This window comes from Mesorhizobium sp. M0678 (assembly GCF_040320505.1).
In the GTDB taxonomy this organism is placed as follows: Bacteria; Pseudomonadota; Alphaproteobacteria; order Rhizobiales; family Rhizobiaceae; genus Mesorhizobium.
This window is the reverse complement of record NZ_JAMYPT010000001.1, coordinates 129,571-151,207: the sequence shown is the minus strand read 5'-3', so window position 1 is coordinate 151,207 and position 21,637 is coordinate 129,571. Positions and strand designations below refer to the sequence as shown.

Annotated in this window: 23 protein-coding genes; 13 read left to right on the top strand and 10 right to left on the bottom strand. The window is 64.4% G+C overall.

Translation table 11 applies throughout. The features are described 5' to 3' along the window. Positions 1–244: 244 nt before the first annotated feature. Genes NKI29_RS00695 through NKI29_RS00685 form a run of 3 tightly spaced genes read left to right on the top strand, consistent with a single transcriptional unit; the run spans position 245 to position 3,935 of the window. The gene (locus tag NKI29_RS00695) at positions 245–730 is read left to right on the top strand and encodes a (2Fe-2S)-binding protein (RefSeq protein ID WP_352568873.1); all 486 of its coding nucleotides are present in this window, start codon (positions 245–247) and stop codon (positions 728–730) included. Beyond that, entirely contained in the window at positions 727–1,716 is a 990-nt protein-coding gene (locus tag NKI29_RS00690) for an FAD binding domain-containing protein (protein WP_352568874.1), read from the top strand. Before NKI29_RS00695 ends, NKI29_RS00690 begins: the two co-directional genes overlap by 4 nt. Beyond that, complete coding sequence (locus NKI29_RS00685) at positions 1,713–3,935, top strand: xanthine dehydrogenase family protein molybdopterin-binding subunit (protein ID WP_352568875.1); 2,223 nt, start codon at positions 1,713–1,715, stop codon at positions 3,933–3,935. The genes NKI29_RS00690 and NKI29_RS00685 overlap by 4 nt, the downstream gene beginning before the upstream one ends. On the opposite strand, the gene NKI29_RS00680 is transcribed toward NKI29_RS00685, so the two are convergent. Next, positions 3,913–5,112 (bottom strand): amidohydrolase, encoded by a 1,200-nt coding sequence (locus NKI29_RS00680; protein ID WP_352568876.1) that lies wholly within the window; start codon positions 5,110–5,112, stop codon positions 3,913–3,915. The two genes, NKI29_RS00685 and NKI29_RS00680, sit on opposite strands and share 23 nt — an antisense overlap. Positions 5,113–5,196: 84 nt before the next feature. On the opposite strand from NKI29_RS00680, the gene NKI29_RS00675 reads away from it, so the two are divergent. Together NKI29_RS00675 and NKI29_RS00670 are read left to right on the top strand one after the other, a co-directional pair. Then, positions 5,197–6,027, top strand: a complete 831-nt coding sequence (locus tag NKI29_RS00675; protein ID WP_352568877.1) for an AraC family transcriptional regulator — start codon at positions 5,197–5,199, stop codon at positions 6,025–6,027. Positions 6,028–6,097: 70 nt separating this feature from the next. Continuing rightward, positions 6,098–6,529 carry a cupin domain-containing protein gene (locus NKI29_RS00670; protein WP_352568878.1) on the top strand — a complete coding sequence of 144 codons (432 nt, stop codon included), beginning with the start codon at positions 6,098–6,100 and terminating at the stop codon, positions 6,527–6,529. Positions 6,530–6,566: 37 nt separating this feature from the next. On the opposite strand, the gene NKI29_RS00665 is transcribed toward NKI29_RS00670, so the two are convergent. From NKI29_RS00665 to NKI29_RS00655, 3 genes are read right to left on the bottom strand one after another with little or no spacing between them, the layout of a single operon-like run. Next, positions 6,567–7,118, bottom strand: coding sequence for a nuclear transport factor 2 family protein (locus tag NKI29_RS00665; RefSeq protein WP_352568879.1), 552 nt, complete (start codon positions 7,116–7,118; stop codon positions 6,567–6,569). Beyond that, positions 7,115–8,098: an alpha/beta hydrolase gene (locus NKI29_RS00660; protein WP_352568880.1), complete on the bottom strand. Its 984-nt coding sequence runs from the start codon at positions 8,096–8,098 to the stop codon at positions 7,115–7,117. The genes NKI29_RS00665 and NKI29_RS00660 overlap by 4 nt, the downstream gene beginning before the upstream one ends. Positions 8,099–8,157: 59 nt before the next feature. Next, positions 8,158–8,661, bottom strand: a complete 504-nt coding sequence (locus NKI29_RS00655; protein ID WP_352568881.1) for a nuclear transport factor 2 family protein — start codon at positions 8,659–8,661, stop codon at positions 8,158–8,160. Positions 8,662–8,783: 122 nt separating this feature from the next. On the opposite strand from NKI29_RS00655, the gene NKI29_RS00650 reads away from it, so the two are divergent. After that, positions 8,784–9,692, top strand: coding sequence for a LysR family transcriptional regulator (locus tag NKI29_RS00650; protein ID WP_352568882.1), 909 nt, complete (start codon positions 8,784–8,786; stop codon positions 9,690–9,692). A 28-nt stretch (positions 9,693–9,720) separates the two neighbouring features. Here NKI29_RS00650 and NKI29_RS00645 read toward each other — a convergent pair whose 3' ends face one another. After that, positions 9,721–10,176, bottom strand: coding sequence for a carboxymuconolactone decarboxylase family protein (locus tag NKI29_RS00645; protein WP_352568883.1), 456 nt, complete (start codon positions 10,174–10,176; stop codon positions 9,721–9,723). A gap of 119 nt (positions 10,177–10,295) precedes the next feature. Further along, a complete protein-coding gene (locus tag NKI29_RS00640) occupies positions 10,296–10,739 on the bottom strand; it encodes an SRPBCC family protein (RefSeq protein ID WP_352454545.1) in 444 nt (147 codons plus the stop codon). A 225-nt stretch (positions 10,740–10,964) separates the two neighbouring features. Between NKI29_RS00640 and NKI29_RS00635 the strand changes: the two genes are divergently transcribed. Then, positions 10,965–11,729: a copper homeostasis protein CutC gene (locus tag NKI29_RS00635; RefSeq protein ID WP_352568884.1), complete on the top strand. Its 765-nt coding sequence runs from the start codon at positions 10,965–10,967 to the stop codon at positions 11,727–11,729. A 28-nt stretch (positions 11,730–11,757) separates the two neighbouring features. Beyond that, positions 11,758–12,246: a GNAT family N-acetyltransferase gene (locus NKI29_RS00630; protein WP_352795329.1), complete on the top strand. Its 489-nt coding sequence runs from the start codon at positions 11,758–11,760 to the stop codon at positions 12,244–12,246. 19 nt (positions 12,247–12,265) lie between these two features. On the opposite strand, the gene NKI29_RS00625 is transcribed toward NKI29_RS00630, so the two are convergent. Further along, positions 12,266–13,288 (bottom strand): acyltransferase family protein, encoded by a 1,023-nt coding sequence (locus tag NKI29_RS00625; protein WP_352568886.1) that lies wholly within the window; start codon positions 13,286–13,288, stop codon positions 12,266–12,268. 373 nt (positions 13,289–13,661) lie between these two features. Between NKI29_RS00625 and NKI29_RS00620 the strand changes: the two genes are divergently transcribed. From NKI29_RS00620 to NKI29_RS00610, 3 genes are read left to right on the top strand one after another with little or no spacing between them, the layout of a single operon-like run. After that, complete coding sequence (locus tag NKI29_RS00620) at positions 13,662–14,372, top strand: fumarylacetoacetate hydrolase family protein (RefSeq protein WP_352754836.1); 711 nt, start codon at positions 13,662–13,664, stop codon at positions 14,370–14,372. A gap of 4 nt (positions 14,373–14,376) precedes the next feature. Further along, on the top strand, positions 14,377–15,027 hold the full coding sequence (gene maiA / locus NKI29_RS00615; RefSeq protein ID WP_352454549.1) for a maleylacetoacetate isomerase: 651 nt from the start codon (positions 14,377–14,379) through the stop codon (positions 15,025–15,027). A 34-nt stretch (positions 15,028–15,061) separates the two neighbouring features. Next, a complete protein-coding gene (locus NKI29_RS00610) occupies positions 15,062–16,102 on the top strand; it encodes a zinc-dependent alcohol dehydrogenase family protein (RefSeq protein WP_352454550.1) in 1,041 nt (346 codons plus the stop codon). A gap of 19 nt (positions 16,103–16,121) precedes the next feature. Here the strand turns inward: NKI29_RS00610 and NKI29_RS00605 are convergent, their stop codons facing one another. Then, positions 16,122–17,015 carry a LysR family transcriptional regulator gene (locus NKI29_RS00605; RefSeq protein WP_352454663.1) on the bottom strand — a complete coding sequence of 298 codons (894 nt, stop codon included), beginning with the start codon at positions 17,013–17,015 and terminating at the stop codon, positions 16,122–16,124. 139 nt (positions 17,016–17,154) lie between these two features. Here NKI29_RS00605 and NKI29_RS00600 point away from each other — a divergent pair, with 139 nt between their 5' ends. After that, complete coding sequence (locus NKI29_RS00600; protein ID WP_023676425.1) at positions 17,155–18,603, top strand: MFS transporter; 1,449 nt, start codon at positions 17,155–17,157, stop codon at positions 18,601–18,603. Positions 18,604–18,645: 42 nt separating this feature from the next. Here NKI29_RS00600 and NKI29_RS00595 read toward each other — a convergent pair whose 3' ends face one another. After that, entirely contained in the window at positions 18,646–19,554 is a 909-nt protein-coding gene (locus tag NKI29_RS00595) for a DMT family transporter (RefSeq protein WP_023676426.1), read from the bottom strand. Positions 19,555–19,658: 104 nt separating this feature from the next. Between NKI29_RS00595 and NKI29_RS00590 the strand changes: the two genes are divergently transcribed. After that, positions 19,659–21,062 carry an aminotransferase-like domain-containing protein gene (locus tag NKI29_RS00590; protein WP_352517638.1) on the top strand — a complete coding sequence of 468 codons (1,404 nt, stop codon included), beginning with the start codon at positions 19,659–19,661 and terminating at the stop codon, positions 21,060–21,062. Positions 21,063–21,101: 39 nt separating this feature from the next. Here NKI29_RS00590 and NKI29_RS00585 read toward each other — a convergent pair whose 3' ends face one another. Continuing rightward, entirely contained in the window at positions 21,102–21,599 is a 498-nt protein-coding gene (locus NKI29_RS00585; RefSeq protein WP_023676428.1) for a MaoC family dehydratase, read from the bottom strand. Positions 21,600–21,637 lie beyond the last annotated feature (38 nt).

Sequence of the window (21,637 nt, the reverse complement as noted above, 5' to 3'; positions counted from 1 at the left end):
TCATGGTAATCGTCCCTAAAGGGGGGACCGTCTGCATTCGGCTCATGTTGGGACGGCCGTGAACCACAGTTATGCAGGGCCTTTCCGCTCCGCCGCAAATCTCAAATGCGCGTTTTTTCGCTTTCCCTGACCGGCAGCGCCTTTTCCCTAAAATCGATCGCCCTATTTCGCCTCGACAGGTGGGCGGCTGCTTGCTGGACGAGTCCCTGCGACGAGTACGGCATGTGCTTCGAGGTAACCCCCAATGGACTTCCACGATCGGCACCTATTGCGGTTGCGGGTGAACGGAGAGGACCACAGCCTTTCCGATCTCGATCCCCGCGTCACGCTGCTCGACCTGCTGCGCGAGCGGCTTCATCTGACCGGAACGAAAAAGGGATGCAATTTCGGCGAGTGCGGCGCCTGCACCGTGCACCTCGACGGACGGCGTGTGAATGCCTGCATGATACTTGCCGTGTCCTGCGAGGGACGCGAGGTCACGACGATCGAAGGCCTGGCAAACGACGATGCGCTTCATCCCGTGCAGCAGGCGTTCATCGATCATGATGGTTTCCAGTGCGGATTCTGCACGCCCGGCCAGGTGATGTCGGCGGCGGCGCTGATTGAGGAGGGACATACCGGCTCCGATGCCGAGATCCGCGAATGGATGAGCGGTAATCTGTGTCGCTGCTCGGCCTATCCGCAAATCGTCGAGGCCGTGCGCGCGGCGGCCGGGAGGGTGAGCCAATGACCCCATTCGTCTACGCGCGCGCCGACAGCCTGGGCGAAACGATCGCGGCAGGTGCCGCGCCGGACAGCGCCTTTCTCGCCGGCGGCACCGAATTGCTCAACTGGCTGCGCCTTGGCATTGCCGAGCCGACCCGGATCATCGACATCTCCCGCCTCGACGGGCTGGATCAGATCGAGGCACTGCCCGGCGGCGGCTTGACGATCGGCGCGCTGACGCATCTCAACGATGTCGCGCAGCATGCGCTGGTCATGCGCGACTATCCGGTGTTGAGCCAGGCGATCCTCAACGCCGCATCGCCGCAGCTGAGAAACCTAGCAACGATAGGCGGCAATCTTCTGCAGAAGACGCGCTGTGCCTATTTCCGTGCCGAAGAGCAGTTGCCATGCAACAAGCGTCAGCTCGGCTCCGGCTGCTCGGCATTGCATGGCATCAACGACAATCACGCGATATTCGGCTGGACCGAGGATTGCGTCGCCACCCAGCCATCCGACCCGGCCGTGGCGCTGGCAGCACTTGATGCGGTCATCGTCACCGCGCACCGCAGCGGCGGCCGGCGCATTCCGGCAGCGGAATTCCACCTGCTTCCCGACACGCGGCCCGAGGCAGACAATGTGTTGCAGCAAGGCGAACTGATCACGGCAATCGAGCTGCCGGCGCCGGCGCCGCGATCGGCTTACCTCAAGGTGCGCGAGCGCGAATCCTACGAATACGCCATCGTCTCTGCCGCCGCTGTGCTGGAGATGGACGGCCAAACCATCCGTCGGGCGGCCCTGGCGCTGGGGTCCGTCGCGCTGCGGCCGTGGCGGCTGAGCGCCGCCGAGGAGCAGCTCGCCGGTGCCGAAATCGGCGATCGCGAGGCATTGAGCACCGCTATCGAGCAATCCTTCGCCGAAGCGCGTCCCTTGTCGCAGAACGCCTACAAGATCGAACTGGCCAAGACCGCCGCTTTGCGGGCGATCGAAAGAGCAGCGAGGATGCCGTCATGATGATCAGCCAGCCTGTTGCCCGCCCTGACGGCGGCGTCAAGGTGACCGGCCGCGCCCGCTATGCGGCCGACTATTTTGCCCCCAATCTGCTCTATGCGGTACTCGTGACCGCGCCCGTTCCCGCCGGCCGCGTGACGTCGATCATGGTCGACGACGCGCTCGCCGAGAACGGCGTCGTGCGTGTGCTCACGCATGAGGACATGCCCAAATTCGGCCGGTTCGCATCGCCGAGGGCCGAGCCCGATACGCAGATGCAGCAGGCCGAAGGCCCGCCGGCAGCGCAGAGCTTCATGCCCATGCAGGGCAACGAGATACGTCACGAGGGTCAGCCGCTTGCCATTGTGCTGGGCGAGACGCTGGAGGCAGCGGAGGCCGGTGCCCGCCGCGTCGCATTGCGCTACGAGTTCGCCGAGCCGGAGTTGCCGGCACCCCCCGAGTGGACCGCCATCGACAAGGCTGCTGTCTCGCCGAGGGAGAGCGGCTTCCTGTTCCTGGAGCCGACGTTTACGAAGGGCGAGGTCGACCGCGGGCTTGCTGACGCCGCCGCCACGGTCGAAGCCGTGTATTTGCAGCCGTCGCGCCATCACAACGCCATGGAGCCCTCGGCGACGCTCGCCGAATGGAATGACGGAGAGCTGACGCTGCACGACGCCACGCAACACGTCTACGGTGTCCGCCAGGTGGTTGCCGCCCGCATGAATGTCCCGGCCGAGAAGGTCCGCGTGATTTCCCGCCATACCGGCGGCGGCTTCGGCGGCAAGGGCTGGATCTGGCCGCATCAGGTGCTGGCCGCCGCCGCCGCGCGCATCATGCAGCGCCCGGTCAGGCTGGCGCTCAGCCGCGCCAATGCCTATTCCTGCCTCGGGTATCAGCCGCGCATGGCACAGAAGATCGTGCTGGCGGCGGACAGGTCGGGCAAGCTGACGGCCGTGCAGCAGGACGTGGTCAACCTGACCACCGTGACCGACGATTTCGTCGAGTTCGCCACCGAAGCCTCGAAGGGTCTCTACGCCACGCCGGCCATGCGTCTCAGCCAGCGCGTGGAGCGCGCAAACGTCGCCATGCCGACGCCGCTGCGCGCGCCGGTCGAGGGTCCGGGCACCTGGGCGCTTGAAAGCGCGATGGACGAGCTCGCCCACCGCCTCGGCATCGATCCGCTCGACCTGCGTCTGGTCAACCATGCGGACACGGATCCGGCTACCGGCCAGCCCTGGTCGTCGAAGAAGCTGCGCGAGGCTTATGAGGAAGGCGCCCGCCTGTTCGGCTGGCGCGAGCGCCCGCGCAAGCCGCAACGCGACGGCGACTGGCTGATCGGCTACGGCATGGCAACCTGCAGCATGGGCTGTTTCCGCAACCCGACGCCTGCAGCCGAAGTCAGGTTGCGCCGGGACGGCACGGTGCTCATCCGCACCGGCACCCAGGACATAGGGACCGGAACACTCACCATCTTTCCGCAGATCGCGGCGGACGTGCTGGGCCTGCCGATGGAGAAGGTGAACTTGGAAATGGGCGATACGCAGCTGCCGGAGGCGGGGCCGACCTATGGCTCGTCATCGACCATGGGGGTGGGCGCGGCGGTGCTTGCCGCTGCCGAAGATGCGCGTTCGCAGCTTGCCCGTCTTGCCAATCTGCTGCCGGACGAAGTGGAGATGCAAGACGGCCATATTCGCCGCAGGGGCGCTGCCGGCGGTCAGACGATCGCCGACGTGATGAGTCATACCGACATCGGCGAGATCACCGGCTCGGGCTCGTTCGATCCGGCGCAGCATGGCAAAGGCCTTGCGATGCGCACTTTCGGCGCGATCTTCATGGAGGTCGGCGTCGATCCGGGGCTCGGCCTGCTCAGGCTTCGTCGCGCCGTGGGCAGCTACAGCGCCGGCCGTATCGTCAATCCCCGCACCGCACGCAGCCAGATGACGGGCGGCATCATCTGGGGATGGGGCATGGCGGCAATGGAGCAGAGCAGGCACGAACCAGTGCTTGGGCGGTTCTTGTCGAAGAACCTTTCCGGGGTCGCCATTCCGGTCAACGCCGACATTCCCGGCAATATCATAATCCACTTCGTCGACGAGGTGGACGAGCATGCCAGCCCGATCGGCGGCAAAGGCATCGGCGAACTCGGCGCCACCGGCGTTGCCGCTGCTGTTGCCAATGCCGTCTTCGACGCCACAGGCAAACGAATCCGGGAGTTGCCGATCACGCCGGAAAAACTGCTGTAGAAGGATCGGGCCGCGGAAGCGTCTGCTCGACGAGGTTGCCGTAATAGCGCATCACCGTCGGCACGATCTCGTCGTTGAAAACGTAGCGGTCGCCGTGCAGGCCTTCGCCCGGGCCGACCTCGCCGGCACCGATCCACGCATAACAGCCGCCGGCGTCGCGGATCATGAAAGCGAAATCCTCGCAGCCGAGACTGGGGCTGAACTCGGTCAAGACATTCTCCCGGCCGACGACGGAGGCGGCGGCCTCGACGGCGCGGGCCGTCGCATCCGCCGTATTGATCAGCGGCGGATAGCCCTTCCTGTAGTCGAGCCTGGCCTTGAGCGAATGCGCGGCGGCAATACCTTGTGCGATCTCGCCGATCAGCCTCTCGCAATGGTCGGAAAGGCCGTGCTCGAAGAAGCGGCAAGTGCCTTGCAGCCAGACCTTGCCCGGCACGATGTTGCCGACATTGCCGCCATGGATCTGCGTGATGCTGACGACAAGCGCGCTCTGCGGGTCGACCGAGCGGCTGACGATGCGCTGGACGGCTTGCACGAAGGCGCTGGCGGCCAGGATCGGGTCGTCGCCGAGCTGCGGCATGGCGGCATGAGCGCCAAGACCCTCGAAGGTCAGTTCGAAATTATCGACGGCCGCCATTTGCGGCCCGACGCGGGCGGCGATCGTCCCCAGCCTGATGCCCGGCCAGTTGTGGACCGCATAGACCGCTTCGACCGGAAAGCGCTTGAACAGGCCGTCCTCGATCATGCGCATGCTGCCGCCCTCGTTCTCCTCGGCCGGCTGAAAGATGAAAGTGACGGTGCCGTCGAAGGTGCGCGATTGACTGAGCAGTTTGGCGGCGCCGAGCAGCATGACGGTGTGGCCGTCATGGCCGCAGGCGTGCATTACTCCTTCTTTCCTGGAGGCATAGGCCAAGCCGGTTTTCTCCAGCACCGGAAGCGCGTCGAGCTCGGCGCGAAGGCCGATGGCGCGTGCGCCGCCACCGCTGCGCAGGACACCGACGACGCCGGTGCCGCCGATCCCTTCATGCACCTCGTCGACGCCGAAGGAGCGCAGCTTCTCTGCAACGAAACGCGCCGTTTCGTATTCATTGAATGCGAGCTCCGGATTGGCATGGATATGGCGCCGCCAGCCTACGACCTCTGGTGTCAGCGCGGCGATGGGGTCATTATGCAACATGATGCCTCCTTTCCGCCGACAAAAAGCGGCTTGGTTTGCCAGCCATAGAAGGCCCGGCGAGAGGCGTCTTGAACCGGATTGACCATGGCAAGGACAAACGAAGCGGCAGAGACCGGGAAATACTGGCGCCATCCGTGCTTCCCCGACCTTGGCCTGTTCGAGGCGCGCTTCACCCGGCACCGCTACGACCTGCACACGCATCCGACCTATGTGATCGCCCTGATCACCTCTGGCTGCGAGCGCATTCGCATCGGCCGCAAAAGCGTTCTCGCTCCGGCAGGCACCATTGCCGTCGTCAATCCCGAGGAGTGGCATGACGGCGAACGCGGGGCGGATGAAGGCTGGGCCTACCGGACGTTTTATCCTTCGGTGCCGCTGATGACCGCGCTTGCCCGCGAACTCGGCCGCGACGGCGCTCCGGTGTTTTCGCGCGCGACGATCGAAGACAGCAGTCTCGCCGCAGCATTGACGGCAGCACACCAGGGCTCGACATCCCCGGACACAATGACGGCCGAGACGTCCCTGCTCGTGGCGCTGCGACGGCTGATCGTTCGGCATGGCGACTCGAGCGGACAGGCCGAAGAGATCGAAAGCTCCGGATCGCAGCGAAGATTTTCCCTCTACCGCGATCTTGTCGAAAGCGAGCTTGGCTCGCAGCTCGACCTCAAGCGGCTTGCCGGCGCGGCTGGCGTGACCCGGTTCCAGGTCATCCGCGACTTCAACAAGGTAATTAGCCTGACGCCGGCGGCCTATATCCGCGACCGGCGATTGCGCCGGGCGAGCGCGCTGATCGAACAGGGATTTGGCCTCGCCGACGCCGCTATCGCGGCGGATTTCGCCGACCAGAGCCATCTTTCCCGTACCTTCCGGACTATGCATGGCATGACCCCAGGCATGTTCAGAAGAGCGGGATAAGGCGCTCTTGAACAGACAAGCTTGCGCGCCAATGCTTGCTGCGCAATGCTGACGCAGCTCGGGGGGAATCATGCGAAAAATCTTGGGATCGACGCTGCTGCTCGCGGCGGTTCTGCTTGCAAATAACGCCCAGGCGCTGGATGCCAGCGGGACGCCGGTTGTCGTGACCCCGCTTGCCTCCCGCACCGAAACTGCATCCGGCCAGCCGATCACGCTGCCGCAGAAGAACGTCCAGGTCCTGGTCTCGGCCTATCAGATCGCGCCGGGCGCCACCTTGCCGGTCCACAAGCATCCGTTTCCGCGCTATGCCTATGTTGAGGCTGGCACGCTTCAGGTCACCAATGTCGAGACCGGCAAGAGCAACACCTATCAAACAGGTGATTTCATCATCGAGATGATCGGGCAGTGGCATCAGGCGACCAATATCGGCGCCGATCCGGTCAAGCTGCTGGTCATTGACCAGGTCGAAGAGGGCACCAAGAACACGGTGTTGCGCCAGTAACTGCGGTCGTCGGGCACTCCAGCAAGGAACACCGGATTCACTCCGCAGCTTTCACCCGGTCGGCGGCGGCGGCCAGCACCGCGCGATCCCCCTCTTCGTATAAGCGGCGGATGGAGATTGCCTTGACGCGCCAGCCTTCAGGCGTCCGCACCATCCGGTGGAGATAGCTGCCGCCAACCGTCCAGAACCGGGAACCGATCCAATGGGTTGCGCGGACATGGCTGCGTGCAACCGCACCGTTGTCCGCGCCTTCGACAATGATGTTGGTGATGAGGTGCTGGGTGGCGTCGAAGCCCGGCAGCAGCCCTTGCCATTGGGCGATCAGCGCGTCGCGGCCGCTGGTCGTGACCTCGCCGCCGAAGAGGCTGGTATAGTCGGTCGTGACACGGGCCGCGAAATAGGATCTGACCCGGTTCCATTCACGCAGGTCGGCATAGAGGCCGATCCCGGCCACTGCCTCGGTGATTGCGATCCTGTCTTTGACCGTCAGCGCATCTCCCGGCGCGCTCGAGGCGGGCGCCGAGACGGCGGAAATCATCGCAGCGGAAATCGCCGAGACCAGGACATGCCGGCGCGTGACGAGGCTCATTGTCCCGCCTCCCCCGCACTGCCGAGCGTCGCGCGGAAGTGCGCGGCGGCGGCATCGCTCGCCGCCTTCACCGGCGCGGCACGATCGTAGAAATCGAATTGGGTGACATTGTCGAGCCACAGCTCCCGCTTGGAACTGGTCAGCCGCGTGTAGAATTTGTGCGCCCCCTTCGGAATGGCAGCCGCCTCGCTGTGCACCATCAAAAAAGGCTGGTGCAGGCGCGGAGCAGCCTGGATGGCGTCGAACGTCAGCCAGCCGCGCCAGAACGCCGGATCGGCCTCGTTGCGCCACGCCGGGATCATGCCGCGATCGGGTTCGGTGTAGTAAGGCACCTTGAACATGATCGCGCGCTCGTCGGTCAGGCTCGCGGCCGGCAAGAACGCTTGCTTGCCGGTGCGGCGATACTCAGCCTTGGCCGCATCGCCCACGGCCTCAAGCCTGAAGACGCCATTCCGGCCGCCATAGGTCTGCTCGACCACTTCGGCATCCTGCAACCAGGGCGCAACGAGGGCGACCGACTTGATCGCGGCGTTTCCTGCCGCAGCGGTGACCATATAGCCGGAGCTGGCGCAGATGCCGAGCCCGCCGATGCGGTCTTTGTCGGTCTCGGGCCGGCTCGCGAGATAGGCGACGGCCGCTTCGATGTCAGCGATCTTGGCGCTAGGGTCCTCGTACTGGCGGCGCATGCCGCCGCTTTCGCCCCAGCCGCGAAAATCGAAGGTCAAGGCGACGAAGCCACGATCGGCCATCTCGCGGGCGTAGCGGCCCGGCATCTGTTCCTTCACCGTCATCCAGGCGCCGGTCACGACCAGCGCCGGCCGAGGTTTTGCCGCGTCCAGATCCTCTGGCAGATAGAGCTCGCCGACAAGCTGCTCACCATGCGAGGAGAATGTGACGCGCTCGACGCGCGGTGCGGCGACGGCATTGGAGGCGGCGAGCGCGGCGGTGGTTGCTACGGCAAGTGTCAGGGTTTTAAACATCGCAAGTCTCCTTTGGCTTGGAGTGAGAAGCGCTGCGCGTTGCGAGAAAGACCGCCGTCTCAGCGCTCGCCAGCCAGTCGGCCGGGCAGCGGCTTCAGCGGGTAATGCGCCCAGTAGAAGGTGTCCGACTGGTACATGTCGGTCAAAAAATTCTGTGCCTCGGCGATCTTGCCGTCCTTGATGCGGAACATCAGCGCGTAGAACTGGTCGATCTCGGGACCTGAGCCGACATTCGACCAGCCGCGATGGACGTCGACAACGACGTCGCCTTGCGCCTGGAAGAAGATCGGCTCGGCCTTGAACTTGCCATCGGCCAGGCCGCGGAAGAAGGCGACCACCTCGTCCGGCCCGCGCTTGTCGCCGGCGAGCGGATGATGGCCGGGAATACGCCACACGACGTTGGGCGCGAGGAAGGGCCGCATGGCCTCGGGATTGCCGGTCGCGTAAGCTGCGTAATAGTCTTTGATGAGCTGGATATTGCGGTCTTCCAGTGGCCCGCTGTGCGCCGGGGCGGCAGACACCGCCAGAAGAGTGCCGGCGGCGAGTAAAGCAAGCCTGGTCATCGATCCTGTTTCCTTGTCTTTTCGAGCCGTTCCCGAGGCCGGTTCGTCGGACCCAACATGACGCCTTTTGTTCGCCGGAAAAACCAGTAGAGTTCGACAGGGCTATTTGGAAAATCCTTACAATGCGCCTCGACCAATTCAGCGGCATCGTCGCCTTCGTCAAGGTTGCGGAGGCCAAAAGCTTCACCCGCGCCGCCGCTGAGCTCGGCGTCGCTCCGGCCTCGTTGAGCGAGGCGGTCAAGGGGCTCGAGGAGCGCCTGGGGGTGCGGCTGCTCAACCGCACGACCCGCAGCGTTGGCTTGACCGAAGCTGGCGCCCACTACCTCGACCATGTGCGCCCGGCAGCCGAAGACATCTGGGCGGCTGGTGCGGCTCTGCGCGAGAGCCGCGATCGTCCCGCCGGCACGCTGCGCCTCAGCTTGCCCTGGATCGCCGCGCCGCTGCTGATAGAGCCATTGATGCGGCCGTTCATGGATGCTTATCCCGAAGTGCGGCTTAGTCTGATTTTCGACGACAGCTTCGTCGACATCGCCGCCGACGGCTTCGATGCCGGCCTGCGCATCGGCGAGCTTCTCGAGAGAGATATGATCGGCGCGCGCCTGGGCGGGCCCCTGCAGATGGTCGTGGTGGGCAGCCCCGATTATCTGGCGCGCAACGGCACACCGAAACGGCCGGCAGACCTCGCCGCCCATCGCTGCATCGCATTCGCCCTCACCCGCACCAGCACGATTTCACCCTGGGAGTTCATCGTGGAGGGACGCGAAGTCGCATTCACGCCGGACGCATGTCTGGTCGTGAACACGCTTCCGCTGTGCATTACCGCCGCGGCGCAAGGGCTTGGCCTCGCCTTCGCCGTCGAGGGCCTCGCCGCGCCGCTTCTCGCCTCAGGCGCGCTGGTCAAGGTGCTGGAACCTTTCTGTCCAGCTTACGAGCCGCTCCACCTCTATTATCCGAGCCGCCGCCTGGTACCGCCGAAGCTGCGGGCCTTCATCGACTTCGTCCGCGCGAACGCTCACGAGTTGCGGATCTGACGTGCCGTTGCGAAAAAGGGAGCCCCGTTCAGCCCCAGGCGCCGACCATCTGCCTGGTGGTTGCGTTGAGCCGGTTGAATGCGTTGATCAGGGCAATCTGGACGACCAGGGCGGCAAGCGCCTTTTCGTCATAGTGCCGGGCGGCTTCATCCCAGACCGCATCCGTTACCGCGTCTGGCCGGTCGGCCAACCGGGTTGCCGCCTCGGTCAGTGCCAGCGCGGCGCGTTCGGCGTCGGTGAAGTAGGGTGTCTCCCGCCATGCGGACACGGTGAAGACGCGCTCGTCCTTTTCGCCGGCCTTCTTCAATTCGCGCGCATGCATGTCGACGCAGAGGCTGCATCCGTTGATCTGGCTGGCGCGTAAATGGACGAGCTTGCGCGTCACATAGGACAGGTCGGCAGTCTCTGTCGACTTGTCCAGCGCGAGCAGCGCCTGCAAGGCGCCGGGAATGAGCATCACCGGGTTTTTCAATCGTGCTTGCATAGTGGTCTCCTTCGGGCGTGTTTTTTCAAGCCCGGACGACGAACATCCGGGGTCTCGATATGTCTTGGTTCTGTCAGTTCGCCGGCCGCCGCGTTGCGGCAAGGCGAGCGCCGGGATCTTCAGCTTTGCGAGGCAGTCACCCGCTCAAGCCGCTCGAGAATGCGCGGCCAACCGCTTCCCATGCCGATATAGCCGCGCTCGTCCTCGGACCGGAACCCGGAATGCTCCATGCGCACCCGCGTCGCTGTACCTTCGGGCGTCAACGACCATGTCACCACGGTCTTCAGACCGCTGTCGGATTCGGTGCCGTCGCCCCATCTGTAGGCTAGCAGGCGTGGCGGCTCGATCTTCAGCACCTCGCAGTTCGTCACGCCGGACCAGCCAGGCACCGGCGTCGCGCGAAAGGTAAAGCGATGGCCTTGCTCAGGCGCAAAGTCGTTCTCCATCAGCCATTCGGCAACTAGATGCGGCACGGTCAGTGCGCGCCATATCTTTTCAGCCGCATGCGGGATCAGACGCTCGACGACAATGGATTTGGTTTCGATTGTGGTTGCTTCAGTCATGACTTCGGACCCGTTGTTTGCGGTTTGGCTGGGCTATCAACAACGCGCTCTCCATGAGAACCAATAACCCACCAGCTATGAGTTACGTATAACGCTTAAGTTATGAATGTGTCAAGCGGCGGAATGGCAGGCGCGCCCGCAAGCACATTGAGCCAACACTTCCGGCTTTCATCGCACCATGCCCGATGCTACCGCTGGCCAGCTGAAATCATCGACGGATCGCCCATGACCGAGACCGAACGTCCTCGCCTCCCGCTGATCGAGATCTGCGTCGAAGGCATAGACGGCCTGCTGGCCGCGCAAGCCGCAGGCGCCGACCGTGTCGAGCTCTGTGCCAGCCTGATCGAAGGCGGCATCACACCGAGCTTCGGCACGGTGCGCACGGCGCTCGAGCTGGCGACGATCCCGTTCCACGTCATCGTGCGGCCGCGCGGCGGCGATTTTCTCTATAGCGAAGCCGAATATCGTTCGATGCTCGCCGATATCGGCGCGCTTGCCGAGCTCGGCGTCGCCGGTGTCGTCGTCGGTTGCCTCGCTGCCGACGGCACGATCGACGAACAGCGCATGAGCGAACTGGCGCAGGCAGCGGGAAGCTTGAACGTCACCTGCCACCGCGCCTTCGACATGACCCGCGACCCGACCGAGGCGCTGGAGACGCTGATCCGCTGCAAGGTCGGCCGCGTGCTGACCAGCGGCCAGCGCGACACGGCACTGGAAGGCGCTGACCTGCTCGCCGATCTTGTCAGGCAGGCCGGCGACCGCATCATCATCCTCGGCTGCGGCGGGCTTGATCCCGAGAACATCAGAAAGGTGCGGAGGAAAACCGGGTTGAGCGAAATGCACTTCGCCGCGCTCAAGGACGTGCCGAGTGCCATGCGCTACCGCAACCCGGGGGTCGGCATGGGCGGCACCGACCTCGACCGCGAATACCGCAACACCGTGACCGACGAGGCGCTGGTGGCGGCGACCATCGCCGCTGCCCGGGCATGATCCTGGAAGATCGAACAACATCATCGAAGTGCGTTTGCCGATCGAACGGGTTTCGCCGCAGGATGAGCCCGCCATCCTCGCGCTCAACAACGAGCACGCTGCGGAATTATCATGGCTCGAACCTGAGCGCCTGTCCTTCCTGCTCGGCGAAGCGTTTTACGCGCGCCGTATCGGTGCGCTCCAGGCCTTCATCATGACCTTCGACCAGCACGCGAGCTACGACAGCCCGAACTTCCTGTGGTTTCGCCAGCGCTTCCCGCGGTTCGTCTATGTCGATCGCGTCGTGGTCGCCGCCGCAGCGCGCGGGCGCGGCCATGCCCGCCGGCTGTACGAGGATCTGTTCGAGCAGGCGTCACGCGCGGGCCAGGCGATCGTCACCTGCGAAGTCAATGCCGAGCCACCCAATCCGGCTTCGGACGCCTTCCATGCCGCAATCGGCTTTGCGGAAGTGGGCGACGCGGTAATCCACGGCGGCAGGAAAGCCGTGCGGTATTATGCAAGACGGATCGCCGGCTGAACGGCGGGCGCCGTTCGCCCTACCAATTGCGGTTCAGCCAGGAGCGGGCCGGCTTTTCGATGATGTAGTAGCTGCACAGCGCGCAAGCGAACGCCGCCGCCAGCATCAACCACGGCGAACTGCCTTTTATGTCGACGAATTGATAAAAAGGCTGCTGCCAAAGATAGAGCGAATACGACCACAGCCCCAGCATCGTCATCGGCAGGGACGATAGAAACCCGGTCAGATACCGGCTGCTGAAGTCGAGCGAATTGACGGCGAGCGCCAGCAGCGGCACCGCGAGCAGATAGTGGATCGGGGTTGGCACGGCAGCCATGAAAAGGAGCACAGCCACTACTGAGGCCGCCAGGGCGACATGCGGCCCCTTGAGCAGCGCCGGCAGCCTGTCGTCGGCCTTGAGCAGGCATATCACCGCCGACAGCAGGATCGAGGCGATGTGCACGTCGGTGCGCCAATAGGTGCCCTCGTAGCCTATTGCGAGCACCCAGTAGGAGATGGCGCCGTTTGCCATGGCCAGCACCGACAATGCACCGAGCAACATGATGACCCGGGACCGCCCCGAGACGACGACGCTGATCAGCGCCAGGATGATATAGGCGTGCTCTTCGACGCAGAGCGACCAGATATGGTCGAGCGCGCCGGCGCGGGTGACGAGAATTCCGGCATAGTTGTAGGTGAACGTCAGCGCCGTCAGCGCCGCCTTCGACTTGAAGGCGATGAATGTGCCGGACAGGGCAACCATCGCGGCGACGACAAAAATCAGCAGTGCCGGGTAGATGCGGGAGAACCGGCGCTTGAAGAATTTCTTCAGCGGATAGTATTCGACAAACAGGATCTCGGCCATCAGCCGGCCGCTGAGCACGAAGAAGAATTCGACGCCCAGGACGCCGAGATTGATGCCGGGAACGGGGAAGAAATGGCCGATCAGCACCAGCGCGATCGACAGGCCGCGCCAGCCGTCGAGATAGGCAAGCCTGGTTCTTGCCGAGCTATCGGCCACAGGCCTGGACACGACAAGACGCGTCGCGGAGATGTCCGTCATGCCGGTCCCTTCATTGAACCTGCGAAAGGTGGGCTGGAGGCCGCATTCCTCCAGCTATATTGCAGCGCACCAGAGCTTTGTGCAAGTGCGAGATAACGACACGCCCGAAGTAGGGGGACGGACCGAAAGGGGCTGTCATGTCCGTTCCCCGAAACCAACGGTCGACAGTCTCAGGCGTTGGCGGCAGGCGCTTCGCGCCGTGGCCGGCTTGTTCCCAAATAGTACATTGCCATCTTGGCCGGCAGAGCAAAATGTACCGGCGATTTCCGCGACGCAACGCGGCAGGCCTAGCCTTTGCGCGATGCAATGCCTTGCCCGACCGGCCAAATCGGTCGAATGTGCCAGCGACATATCCACTGAACAGAGACAGTGCATGACCGGCTTCGTCCTTCCCTTGCCCGCAACCCCGTCGGTGGCCGTGGCCGGCTCGCCGGAGCGTTTTGCGGTGCGCCGGATCTTCTGCGTCGGCCGCAACTACGCCGCTCATGCCCGCGAGCTCGGCAATGACGAGCGCGACCCTCCCTTCTTCTTCACCAAACCAGGCGACGCAGTGGTCGACGCGGCAGTCGGTTCGGGCACCACGATCCCCTACCCGCCGCTGACCCAAAACCTGCATCACGAAATCGAGCTGGTCGTCGCGATCGGCAGAGCCGGCTTTCGCATACCGCGCGAGCGGGCGCTGGACCATGTCTGGGGCTACGGCGTCGGCGTCGACCTGACTCGCCGCGACCTTCAGGACGAGGCGAAAAAGGCGGCAAGGCCGTGGGACTGGTCGAAAGCCTTCGACCGTTCAGCGCCCTGCGGCCCGCTGGTTCCGGCGCAAAAATCCGGTCATCCCGACAAGGGCTGCATCTGGCTCGCGGTCGACGGCGAGATCAGGCAGGACGGCGACCTTGCCGAACTGATCTGGCCGGTTCCCGACATCGTCTCGATTTGCAGCGAGGCGGTAGAACTCCGGCCCGGCGACCTGATCTTCACCGGCACGCCCGCCGGTGTCGGCGCGGTCGGGCCGGGCGAAAAGATCACCGGTGGCGTCGACGGCATCGGCGAAATCGAACTGACCATCGGCCAACCGAGTTCATGAACCGATGAGCGACATCGTCCTCCATAACTACTACCGCTCCTCGACCTCTTACCGGGTGCGGATCGCGCTGGAGATGAAGGGCCTGTCCTACGACTACGTGCCGCATCATTTGCGCCACGGCGAGCATCTCGAACCCGCCTACCTCGCGGTCAATCCGCAAGGGCTGGTGCCGGCACTGGTCCTGGACGACGGCACGCTGCTGACGCAATCGCTGGCGATCATCGAATATTTCGACGAGACCACGCCTGAGCCGCCGCTGCTGCCCAAGGATGCGCCTGGCCGCGCCCGCGTCAGGATGCTGGCGCAGATGATCGCCTGCGACATCCATCCGGTGAACAATCTGCGCGTGCTGACCTCGCTGCGCACACTGTTCGGCGCCGGCGACCAGGATGTCGTCAACTGGTTCCGGCACTGGGTCAACGAAGGCTTCCAGCCGCTTGAAAAGATTCTGGCTTCCTCGCCCGAGACCAAGACATTCTGCCATGGCGACACGCCGGGGCTGGCCGACATCTGTCTGGTCGCACAGGTCACCAGCAATGCCCGTTTCGGCGTCGACATGACGCCTTACCCGACGATCTCGCGCATCAATGTCGCCTGCATGGCGCTGCCGGCGTTCCAGAAGGCCGCGCCTGAGAACCAGATCGATGCCGAATAGACCGCAAATCGCATGAAGTCATGAGGAACAGCCGATGAAAGCCGTCGTCTTCGAAAAATTCGGCGAGGCGCCGACGATCCAGACCGTGCCGGATCCGACGCCGGCGCCGGAAGGCGTCGTCATCAAGGTTGAGGCCACCGGCCTCTGCCGCAGCGACTGGCATGGCTGGATGGGGCACGACGACGGTATCCGCCTGCCGCATGTGCCCGGCCACGAGCTTGCCGGCGTCGTCGCCGCGGTGGGCAAGCAGGTGACCCGCTGGAAGACCGGTGAGCGTGTCACTGTGCCTTTCGCCGTCGGCTGCGGCCGCTGTTTCGAATGCACCTCGGGCAACCACCAGGTCTGCGAGCACCAGTTCCAGCCAGGCTTCAGCGCCTGGGGGTCGTTCGCCGAATATGTCGCCATCGACCATGCCGACACCAATCTCGTGCGCTTGACCGACGAGATGGAATTCGCCACCGCCGCCAGCCTCGGCTGCCGCTTCGTCACCTCGTTCCGCGCCATCGTCGATCAGGGCCGCGTGACCCCCGGCGAATGGGTTGCCGTGCATGGCTGCGGCGGCGTCGGCCTGTCGGCGATCATGATCGCCAGCGCCATGGGCGCCAATGTCGTCGCCATCGACCTCACCGACGAGAAGCTGGACTTTGCCAAAAAGATCGGCGCGGTGGCGACGATCAACGCGGCAAAGACGCCGAACGTGGTCAAGGCGGTCAAGCAGATCACCAATGGCGGCGCGCACATGTCGATGGACGCGCTCGGCCACCCCAGTACCTCGTTCAACTCGATCGCAAACCTGCGCCGCCGCGGCCGCCACGTGCAGGTCGGCCTGATGCTCGGCGACCATGCCAGGCCGCAGATACCGATGGACAAGGTGATCGCATTCGAGCTCGAAATCCGCGGCAGCCACGGCATGCAGGCCTTCCGCTACCAGGCGATGATGGAGATGATCCGCACCGGCAAGCTGAAACCCGAACTGCTGGTCGGCAAGAAGATCAGCCTCGAAGAGGCGCCGGCCGCATTGATGGCGATGGGCGGCTTCGAAGGCATAGGCATCGGCGTGGTGACCAGATTCTAGATCACGCCCTGAGTCTGGATCAGCGAAACGACGCGCAGACCTCCCGCACGCAGGCTCGCAGCCAGCGTTGTGCCGGATCGGCATCGAGTCGCGGATGCCACAGCATCGAAATGGTGACCTCCTCGATATCGACCGGCAACGGGAAGCTGTACATGCCCGTGCGCGCGCCCAGCGTGTGCCGTTCGGGGACGCTGGCGATCAGATCGGAGGCGCGCGCCATGGCGAGCGTGGCCGAGAAGCTGGAAACCATGCACACGATCGTCCGTTCGAGTCCCAGCCGCTTCAAGGCCTCGTCGATCGGGCCCCTTTCGCGGCCGCGCCGCGAAACGCTAATGTGGCGGCCGGCCGCATAGCGTTCCGGCGTCATTGGGCCCTCGCCCAGCCTGTGACCCGTTCGCACCGCACCGATGAAGCGGTCGCGAAACAGCGCCTGAATGCGCATTTCAGGGCTCGTTTCACTGGCAACCCCGATTTCGAGATCAACCGCCGCGTCACGCAACGACATGTCGTTCTTGTCGGATTTCGGCGCAAAACGCAGCCGCACACCAGGCGCATCCGCTTCGACACGGGTCAGAAGACGCGGTGCGAACTCCTCGACGAAACTTTCGTTGGCGCGCAGCGTGAAGACCTTGTCGAGAGCAGAGAGGTCGAGGAGCTTGGCCGGGCGCAGCAGCGCTTCCGCATCCTGAACGACGCGGCCTACCTGTTGCTGCAATTCGAGCGCGCGCGGCGTCGCAACCAGGCCACGGCCGGCCCGGACCAACAATGGGTCGCCTGTCGCCTGGCGCAACCGCGCCAACGTCCGGCTCATCGCCGAGGGACTGAGGCGCAGCCGCGCGGCAGCACGCGCCACACTGCCCTCGGTCAGCAGCACATTGAGGGCGACAAGCAGATTGAGATCTGGCGACGACATGGAAGGACCGTAGCACAGCTCGGCCGCGATGTGGCGTTTCATGCACGAATAAGATGCAAATACTGCGCCTTCCGCCACATCATGCGAGGGAATAGCGTCCGACAGCTCCGATTGGGGGCTGCCGGCAAAGGAGTTCACCTTGGCATCGACCGCTGAAAAGACCTGGGACGAAGTTGCCCCGGTGAGCGCACGCTCGACCCGATGGGCATTGGCAAGCCTGTCGCTTTCAACGCTGCTGTCGTCGCTCGCCACCAGCATCGCCAGCGTCGGGCTGCCATCGCTGATGCAGGCGTTCGACGCATCGTTCCAGCTCGTGCAATGGGTCGTCCTGGCCTATCTGCTCGCCATCACCACCTTGATCGTAAGCGCCGGGCGGCTCGCCGATATATTCGGCCGCCGCCCGCTATTGCTCGGCGGCATTGCCCTGTTCACCTTCGCATCGGTGCTTTGCGGGCTCGCGCCGACGCTCTGGCTGCTGATCGCCGCACGGGCGGCACAGGGGCTCGGCGCGGCCATTATGATGGCTCTGACGCTGGCCTTTGTCGCCGACGCGGTTCCCCGGGATAAAACCGGCAGCGTCATGGGCCTGCTCGGCGCCATGTCGGCGATCGGCACCACGCTTGGCCCCTCGCTTGGCGGACTGTTGATTGCCGGCCTCGGCTGGCGCGCGATCTTCCTCATCAATCTGCCGTTGGGGGTGCTGGCCTTTGCGCTTGCCTGGCGCTTCCTGTCGGCCGGAAAAAAGACGCCAGGTCGGCGCGGTTTCGACGGGATCGGCACGGCTTTGCTCGCGCTGACGCTAGCCGCCTATGCGCTCGCCATGACCCTTGGGCGTGGCAGTTTTGGTTCTCTCAATGTCGGCTTGCTGATTGCCGCAACCGTGGCTGGCCTGCTGTTTGTCATTGCGCAGACAAGGGTCCAGAACCCTTTGATCCAACCTGCGAGGTTCCGCGACCAGGCGTTGAACGCAAGCCTCGCCATGAACCTGATCGTCGCCACGGTGATGATGGCGACGCTGGTGGTCGCACCATTCTATCTGTCGCGCGCGCTCGGGCTGGACGCAGCCATGGTCGGGCTGGTTCTGTCGACCGGCCCTCTGGTTACCGCATTGGCGGCGCTGCCGGCCGGACGCCTGGTCGATCGTTTCGGGGCGAACCGGATCATGATCGTCGGCCTGTTCGATCTCGCTATTGGCACCTTTGCTCTGTCGCGGGCGGAATTCGGTATTGCCGGCTATGTCGTGCCGATCATCATCGTCTGCACCGGCTACAGCCTGTTTCAGACCTCCAACAATTCGGCCGTGATGACGGGCGTCGCATCCGACCAGCGCGGCGTCGTCTCCGGCCTGCTCAATCTGTCGCGCAATCTCGGCCTGATCACCGGTGCGTCCGTGATGGGCGCAGTGTTTGCCTTCGCATCGGCTGGGGAAGGCACTGGCTTGGCAGTGTTGGCACCTGCGGCAGCGGCACGAGGGATGCAGGTCACCTTCCAGGTGGCGACGGGCCTGGTGCTGATGGCGCTGATCCTTGCGGTATTTTCAGCCCGCGCCACTGCCGGGCGAACTGATATCGTTGCCAAGCATCCTTGAGGATTCCACCCGGTTCGCATGCAACTCCGGCAGCCGGCGCACCTATCTCGCATATCTCTTGGCACCGACGACGCAAAGCACGACGGCGGCGGTGACGGCGATCATGGCGGGACTGACCTGCTCATGCAGCAGCGCTGCCGCCAGCCCCAGGCCGAAGAAGGGCTGCAGCAGTTGCAACTGCCCGACCGCGGCGATGCCGCCTTGCGCCAGGCCGCGATACCAGAACACGAAACCGATCAGCATGCTGAACAGCGAGACATAGGCCAGACCAATCCATGCGCCCCTGCCGGCACTTTCGAGCGACGGCGGCATGGTGATGAACGTCAGCGCCAGCATGAGGGGCAGCGACAGCACCAGCGCCCACGAAATCACCTGCCAACCGCCGAGTTTGCGCGACAGCGCCGCTCCTTCGGCATAGCCCAATCCGCACACGATGATGGCGGCCAGCATCAAGATGTCGCCGAGCGGCGAGACCGACAGGCCTTGCGTGACTGCGAAACCGGCGACAAGGGCGCTGCCGAGGCACGAGAACAGCCAGAACGCCGGCTTCGGGCGATCGCCGCCTCGAACCACACCGAAGATCGCGGTCGCCAACGGCAACAGGCCGACGAAAATGATGGAGTGAGCCGACGTGATGTGCTTGAGCGCCAGCGCCGTCAGCAGGGGAAAACCGACCACGACGCCAAGCGCCACGATCGCCAGCGGGAACAGATCTCGCCGCTCCGGGCGCTTCTGACGAAAAACGAGCAGCAGCGCCAGGCCGAGGATGCCCGCCGAAGCCGCACGGGCGACCGTTACGAACACCGGATCGAAATCCATCACCGCCACGCGCGTCGCCGGAAGCGAACCGCTGAAGATCAGCACGCCTATGAACCCGTTGACCCAGCCACTCGCCGCCCAACCACTCGCCGCCCAACTACTCGCCGCCCAACTACTCGCCGCCTTGTCCATCGATGCCCCGCTGATTTCGCCCTCTATCGGGCCGGGCGTCTGGCTCCGCCAGAGACAATCAGGTACAGTTTGACAAAACCGTCATGGTAGGGCGAGCAGTACGGATGGATGAGCAGACGACAACTGATGAAGGCAGCCGGACGCTTGTCGAAAGCGTCATGGTGACGATCAGGCACAGGATCGCCGCGCGCAGCCTGACGCCGGGAACGCGGCTGCCTTCGATCCGGGCGTTTGCGAAGGCCATGCAGGTTTCCAAATCCACCGTGGTCGAAGCCTATGAGCGTCTTGCGGCGGAAGGCATGATCCGCTCGCGGCCGGGCTCGGGTTTCTATGCCGCCGGACCGTTGGCTCCGTTGTCGCTGGCCGAGATCGGCCCCAGGCTTGACCGTGCCGTCGACCCGCTCTGGGTCTCGCGCCAATCGCTGGAAGCCGGCGACGGCGTCCTGAAACCGGGTTGCGGCTGGCTGCCGGCAACATGGATGCCCGAGGCTGGATTGCGCCGGGCACTGCGGACGACGGCCCGCGCCGACGACGCCGCGCTGACCGACTACGGCACGCCGCTCGGCTTGCCGGCGCTACGCCATCTGCTGGCGCGGCGCATGGCCGAGCACGGCATCGAAGCCTCCCCGGACCAGATCATGCTGACGGAATCGGGCACTCAGGCGATCGACCTGCTGTGCCGGTTCCTGCTCGAACCGGGTGACACGGTGTTGGTCGACGATCCCTGCTATTTCAACTTCCATGCCCTGTTGCGCGCCCATCGGGCCAAGGTGATCAGCGTCCCCTACACGCGCTCGGGGCCGGACATCGAACTGTTCGCGCAGGCGCTGAACGAGCACCGGCCGCGCCTCTACATCACCAATTCGGCGCTCCATAATCCGACCGGCGCGATATTGTCCCCGGTCGTTGCCCATCGGGTGCTGAAGCTCGCCGACCAGTCGGGGCTGACGATCATCGAGGACGATATCTTCGCCGATTTCGAACACACGTCCGCGCCCAGGCTGGCGGCCTTCGACGGCCTCAGCAGGGTCATCCATATCGGAAGCTTTTCCAAGACGCTGTCGGCATCGGTGCGCTGCGGCTTCATCGCCGCTCCTCGCGACTGGATGGAAGGATTGACCGATCTCAAGATCGCCACGTCCTTTGGCAGCGGGCGACTTGCATCCGAACTGGTGCTGACGCTGCTGAAGGACGGCCTCTATCGCAAGCACGTCGATCTGCTGCGCGCGCGGCTCTCGCGCGCCATGGAAGAAACCGGCACCCGGCTCAGGGCAATCAGCATCGTGCCGTGGATAGATCAGCCGGCCGGCATGTTTTTATGGTGCAGGCTGCCGGAGGGAATAGATGCCGCGGACGTCGCCCGTCACGCTTTGTCGGCCAACGTCGTGCTTGCGCCCGGCAATGCGTTCAGCCTGTCCCGGTCGGCCAGCCGTTTCATGCGCTTCAACGTCGCGCAGTCCGGAGATGACCGGATTTTCAGGGCGCTTGAACAGGCGATGTCGCGTTGATTCGCGCTGCCGGAACCCTGCTGGCCTGAGGCTGTGCTCTCAGGCCCCTGCCCGCTTGCGGCGTGCATAAAGCATGACGAGCGTCTCGGCGGTCAGCGCCGGCCTCTGCTCGCCTTCGATCTCGACCGTATTGGCGGCCTTCATTAGATATTGCCCCGGACCTTTGTCTTCCATCGACAACAGCGTGGTGCGCAGCCTGATACGCGAGCCGACCCTGACCGGCGCCACGAAGCGCACTTTGTCGAAACCGTAGTTGAACGCGGCCTGCGTGTTTTCGGGTACGATCCCCATCTCGAGCGCCAGCGCGCCGATGATCGACAGGGTCAGATAGCCATGCGCGATCGTGGTGCGGAACGGGCTTTGCCGCTTCGCCCGCTCGGGATCGACATGGATCCATTGATGATCGCCCGTGCATTCGGCAAACTGGTCGATGCGGTGCTGATCGACCAGCGTCCAGTCCGAAACGCCCAACTCCTGCCCGGCCATCGCCCTGAGTTGCTCGAAGGTCGGCGGCGTCCTCGGCCGTATCTGCGTCATTCCTGCTTTCCCGATCGCTTGCCTGTTCCGGACCACGA

Coding starts and splice junctions, on each gene's coding strand:
- NKI29_RS00695 (WP_352568873.1), top strand. CDS start 245: ATGGACTTCCACGATCGGCACCTATTGCGGTTGCGGGTGAACGGAGAG.
- NKI29_RS00690 (WP_352568874.1), top strand. CDS start 727: ATGACCCCATTCGTCTACGCGCGCGCCGACAGCCTGGGCGAAACGATC.
- NKI29_RS00685 (WP_352568875.1), top strand. CDS start 1,713: ATGATGATCAGCCAGCCTGTTGCCCGCCCTGACGGCGGCGTCAAGGTG.
- NKI29_RS00680 (WP_352568876.1), bottom strand. CDS start 5,112: ATGTTGCATAATGACCCCATCGCCGCGCTGACACCAGAGGTCGTAGGC.
- NKI29_RS00675 (WP_352568877.1), top strand. CDS start 5,197: ATGGCAAGGACAAACGAAGCGGCAGAGACCGGGAAATACTGGCGCCAT.
- NKI29_RS00670 (WP_352568878.1), top strand. CDS start 6,098: ATGCGAAAAATCTTGGGATCGACGCTGCTGCTCGCGGCGGTTCTGCTT.
- NKI29_RS00665 (WP_352568879.1), bottom strand. CDS start 7,118: ATGAGCCTCGTCACGCGCCGGCATGTCCTGGTCTCGGCGATTTCCGCT.
- NKI29_RS00660 (WP_352568880.1), bottom strand. CDS start 8,098: ATGTTTAAAACCCTGACACTTGCCGTAGCAACCACCGCCGCGCTCGCC.
- NKI29_RS00655 (WP_352568881.1), bottom strand. CDS start 8,661: ATGACCAGGCTTGCTTTACTCGCCGCCGGCACTCTTCTGGCGGTGTCT.
- NKI29_RS00650 (WP_352568882.1), top strand. CDS start 8,784: ATGCGCCTCGACCAATTCAGCGGCATCGTCGCCTTCGTCAAGGTTGCG.
- NKI29_RS00645 (WP_352568883.1), bottom strand. CDS start 10,176: ATGCAAGCACGATTGAAAAACCCGGTGATGCTCATTCCCGGCGCCTTG.
- NKI29_RS00640 (WP_352454545.1), bottom strand. CDS start 10,739: ATGACTGAAGCAACCACAATCGAAACCAAATCCATTGTCGTCGAGCGT.
- NKI29_RS00635 (WP_352568884.1), top strand. CDS start 10,965: ATGACCGAGACCGAACGTCCTCGCCTCCCGCTGATCGAGATCTGCGTC.
- NKI29_RS00625 (WP_352568886.1), bottom strand. CDS start 13,288: ATGACGGACATCTCCGCGACGCGTCTTGTCGTGTCCAGGCCTGTGGCC.
- NKI29_RS00620 (WP_352754836.1), top strand. CDS start 13,662: ATGACCGGCTTCGTCCTTCCCTTGCCCGCAACCCCGTCGGTGGCCGTG.
- maiA (WP_352454549.1), top strand. CDS start 14,377: ATGAGCGACATCGTCCTCCATAACTACTACCGCTCCTCGACCTCTTAC.
- NKI29_RS00610 (WP_352454550.1), top strand. CDS start 15,062: ATGAAAGCCGTCGTCTTCGAAAAATTCGGCGAGGCGCCGACGATCCAG.
- NKI29_RS00605 (WP_352454663.1), bottom strand. CDS start 17,015: ATGTCGTCGCCAGATCTCAATCTGCTTGTCGCCCTCAATGTGCTGCTG.
- NKI29_RS00595 (WP_023676426.1), bottom strand. CDS start 19,554: ATGGACAAGGCGGCGAGTAGTTGGGCGGCGAGTAGTTGGGCGGCGAGT.
- NKI29_RS00590 (WP_352517638.1), top strand. CDS start 19,659: ATGGATGAGCAGACGACAACTGATGAAGGCAGCCGGACGCTTGTCGAA.
- NKI29_RS00585 (WP_023676428.1), bottom strand. CDS start 21,599: ATGACGCAGATACGGCCGAGGACGCCGCCGACCTTCGAGCAACTCAGG.